Origin of the sequence: Dietzia sp. DQ12-76 (assembly GCF_014145045.1) — a bacterium.
In the GTDB taxonomy this organism is placed as follows: Bacteria; Actinomycetota; Actinomycetes; order Mycobacteriales; family Mycobacteriaceae; genus Dietzia.
In genome coordinates, this window is record NZ_JAALDV010000250.1 from 1 (window position 1) to 3,537 (window position 3,537).

General features: G+C 70.3%; 4 protein-coding genes. 3 read left to right on the forward strand and 1 reads right to left on the reverse strand.

Going from position 1 to position 3,537, the window contains the following annotated elements; genetic code table 11:
• Positions 1 to 118 precede the first annotated feature (118 nt).
• Positions 119 to 1,279: an acyl-CoA dehydrogenase family protein gene (locus tag G6019_RS09300; RefSeq protein ID WP_107755972.1), complete on the reverse strand. Its 1,161-nt coding sequence runs from the start codon at positions 1,277 to 1,279 to the stop codon at positions 119 to 121.
• Between the two features lie 160 nt (positions 1,280 to 1,439).
• Between G6019_RS09300 and G6019_RS09305 the strand changes: the two genes are divergently transcribed.
• The 3 genes from G6019_RS09305 to G6019_RS09315 all read left to right on the forward strand — a co-directional run bounded on the left by G6019_RS09305 (position 1,440) and on the right by G6019_RS09315 (position 3,495).
• Positions 1,440 to 2,042, forward strand: coding sequence for a TetR/AcrR family transcriptional regulator (locus G6019_RS09305; protein ID WP_182613802.1), 603 nt, complete (start codon positions 1,440 to 1,442; stop codon positions 2,040 to 2,042).
• A 133-nt stretch (positions 2,043 to 2,175) separates the two neighbouring features.
• Positions 2,176 to 2,886, forward strand: a complete 711-nt coding sequence (locus G6019_RS09310) for a peptidase S1 (RefSeq protein WP_107755974.1) — start codon at positions 2,176 to 2,178, stop codon at positions 2,884 to 2,886.
• 87 nt (positions 2,887 to 2,973) lie between these two features.
• Positions 2,974 to 3,495 carry a hypothetical protein gene (locus G6019_RS09315; protein ID WP_182613803.1) on the forward strand — a complete coding sequence of 174 codons (522 nt, stop codon included), beginning with the start codon at positions 2,974 to 2,976 and terminating at the stop codon, positions 3,493 to 3,495.
• Positions 3,496 to 3,537: the final 42 nt, after the last annotated feature.

The following is a 3,537-nucleotide window of genomic DNA, read 5'->3' on the forward strand; positions in this document are numbered from 1 at the left end:
CCCAGTCGACCGTGGGGGCCAACCGGGCGGGCCGTGACGCCGTCCGCGCGATCGTGTCCGAACTCTGAGGGGCTCAGGGTGGTGGGGCTCGGAGTGGTGGGGCTCAGGGTGGTGGGGCTCAGAGGGTCCGGGAGATCAGCTCCTTCATGATCTCGTTGGTCCCGCCGTAGATCTTCTGCACGCGGGCGGAGGCGTACATCCGGGCGATCGGGTACTCGGTCATGAACCCGTAGCCGCCGAAGACCTGCAGGCAGCGGTCGATGATCTCGCACTGCTTGTCGGTGCAGAAGTACTTGGCCATCGACGCCGTGGCCGGATCCAGCTTGCCCTCCAGATGCAGGGAGATGCAGTGGTCCAGGAGGGTCCGGGCCGCCAGGGCCTCGGTCTTGCACTCGGCCAGCTCGAAGCGGAGGTTCTGGAACTTCAGGATGGGCTTGCCGAACGCCTCGCGCTCCTTGGCGTAGTCGACCGCGAGGCGGACCGCGGTCTCGGCCGCGGCGACGGCGGTGACGGCGATGATGAGGCGCTCCTGGGGCAGCTGCTGCATGAGCTGGATGAAGCCCTGGCCCTCGCCCGCCTCGCCGCCGAGGATGTTGGCGGCGGGGATCCGCATGTCGTCGAAGAACAGCTCCATCGTGTCCTGGTACTTCAGGCCGATCTTGTCGAGCTTGCGCCCGCGGTCGAACCCCGGGAGGTCCGTGGTCTCGGCCAGCAGGAGCGACAGCCCCTGGGCACCCTCGCCACCGGTGCGGGCGACGATGATGAGCAGGTCGCAGTGCATGCCGTTGGAGATGAACGTCTTGGCGCCGTTGACCACCAGGTCGTCGCCGTCCCGCACCGCCGTGGTGCGCAGCGCCTGCAGATCCGAACCCGCTCCGGGCTCGGTCATGGCGATCGCCCCCACCATCTCGCCGGTCGCCAGCTTCGGCAACAGGCGGGTCTTCTGCTCCTCGGTGCCGTACTGGAGCAGGTAGTGGGCGACGATCGTGCTGTGCACGGAGTTGCCCCAGCCGTCGTCGAGCGCCCGGGTCTGCTCCTCGGCGATCACGGTCTCGTGGGCGAACGTGCCGCCGCCCCCTCCGTACTCCTCGGGGATGGAGATGCACAGCAGGCCCGCGTCGCCGGCCTTGTTCCAGAATCCTCGGTCCACCGCGCCCTCGGCGGCCCACCGCTCGAGGTTCGGCGCGGTCTCCTTGTCCAGGAACGCACGAGTGTGGGCGCGTAGCGCGTCCAGGTCGTCGGTCATCCACGGGGAGCGGTAGGGGGCGGTCTCGAACACGAGGGATCTCCAGGGGTCGGTCGCGTGGGGCCCGGGCGGCCCCGCTCGTCCACCACAATACAAGTGCATGCTTTGCTATGCAATCGTATGGTCGCGGTATTGTCTCCGACATCGACCGGACGCAGACGCCGGTCGAGGGACGACGAACGGGGTGGCGCACATGGCCGGGACCACAGCCGACCGCGGCGGTGCCGCCGACGGGGACCTCACCGCTAGGGCGCGGATCCGCTACGCCGCACTGGCCCTGTACGCCGAGTACGGCGAGGACCGGGTCTCGATGCGTCGGGTCGCCGCCGAGGTCGGGGTGACCATCGGCCTGATCCAGCATCATTTCGGCACCAAGGACGGCCTGCGCCGGGCCGTCGACGACCTCGTGGTGGAGCGGGTCGTCGGGGCGCTGGCGACGGTGGAACACACCGGGACGCCGGCGGAGGTGGTGGAGGCCAGGAACGTCGCGGTCCGCGAGATGCTCCGGCAGAACCCGCAGCTCGTGAGCTACCTCAACCGGGCCCTGTTGGAACCCGACGGTCGCGGGGCACCGTTGCTGGAGGCGATCGTCGACCTCACCACCAGGGAGATCGAGGGCCTGCGGCGAGGGGGTCTGGCCTCCACCAGGGCCTCGGACAAGGTGCAGGTGGTCCGTACGCTCGTCGACCAGGTGGGGGAGGTGTTCCTCCGGCCCGTGGTCGAGGCCATCTGGGCCCACATCGGTGGGGATCCGGGCGAGTGCCCGTCGATCAGGATCACGGTCGAGGGTCACTGACGCCGAACGAGCCCGTCGGACGGCTGGCTCGCCGCGAGTAGCGGGGCGCGCCCGCCGTGCAGCCGGAGCCGGCGCCCGATAGGCTGTCAGGGCGTTTACCCGGGCAGTCTGCCGGGGTGGGAAGGACACGCTCATGAGGTTCACCGGCCTGGCCAAGCTCGCCGTGACCGCTGTGATGGCCGGTGCGACCGCACTCGCGGCCCCCGCCGCCGCCCAGGCCGCGGTCCCGGTCGCCGGCGGCACTCCGGTGCTGGTCAACGGAGTGGCCGGGTGCACCCTCACCGCCGCCGGGTATGACGCCACCGGAGCCCCGGTGGCCTTCACGGCCGCCCACTGCAGCGACCGGATCAACTCCCCGGTCTTCCTCCGGAGCGACCCGGGAGCCGGGGTGATCGGCACCGTCGCGACGCGTAACGAGATCCTCGACTACTCGGTGATCCGGCTCGACCCGGGTACCGCGGTCCCCGTCCGCCAGCCCGGGGTCAGCGGGCGCGGTCCCGCCCCTGAGTTCGGTGACGTCGTGTGCAAGGACGGGTTGTCCACGGGGCACACCTGTGGCATCACGTGGCAGCGCGACGGCGCGAAGTTCTGGAGCCAGGCCTGCGCGGGATACGGGGACTCCGGTGGTCCGGTGACCCGCGACGGTCGCCTGGTGGGACTGCTGTCCGGTGGGCACATGCCTCCGAACGCCGGGCCCATCGGCAGCGTCGGTCCACTCCTGCCGTCCTGCTTCCACGCCGCGCAGTCGCCCTTCTTCCTCCCGGCGCTGGCGTACTCGTTCGATGCGATCGTGACCGATGCGACCGACCGCAACTGGCCCGGTCGCGGTTTCCGGATGGCCTGACGGCCCGCCGAGCGGACCGCCCGAAATCGGTGTGGATCATCGGCCCACCTGGTACGACTGGGGTCATCCCGGATGAGAGGTGAACCCATGACCAGCACCGATGCCACCGTTCCTCCCAAGCGACGCGACCGGGCCAGCAGGGGACTGTTCATGATCCTCGGGCTGATCGTCGTGGTGATCGTCGTGGGTCTTCTGGTGTTCCTGTTCACCGGGAATGCCGAGGAGTCCGCGCAGCCCGCGGCGGAGGACCCCCACTCCGCGCTCGCCGACGCCATCACCGCGGAGGTGGAGGGCGCCGTCGTCGAGTTCGAACCCGGCCTCGCCGCCGTCACCTTCCCCCTGCCGCCGGATGCCACTCCGGCCGCCGCCAGCCAGGCCGCCCAGGACGACTCGATCAGCATTCTCCGCGCCGTTCAGGACTCCGAGTGGTCGGGGACCGTGGAGATCACCGCCTACTCTGCGGCCGGCGACCAGCCGGGGGGCCAGGAGATGGTGAGGATGGTGTACCTGCCCGAAACAGTCGAACGGATCGACCCGGACGGGATCGGGCGCGAGGACGTGTGGGCCGAGGCGGACGAGCAGTTCGTCGACCCGGCCCTGGCGGGGTAGGCGCGCTGGCCGGGTGACCTCACCTCGCCCACAGTTCGGCGG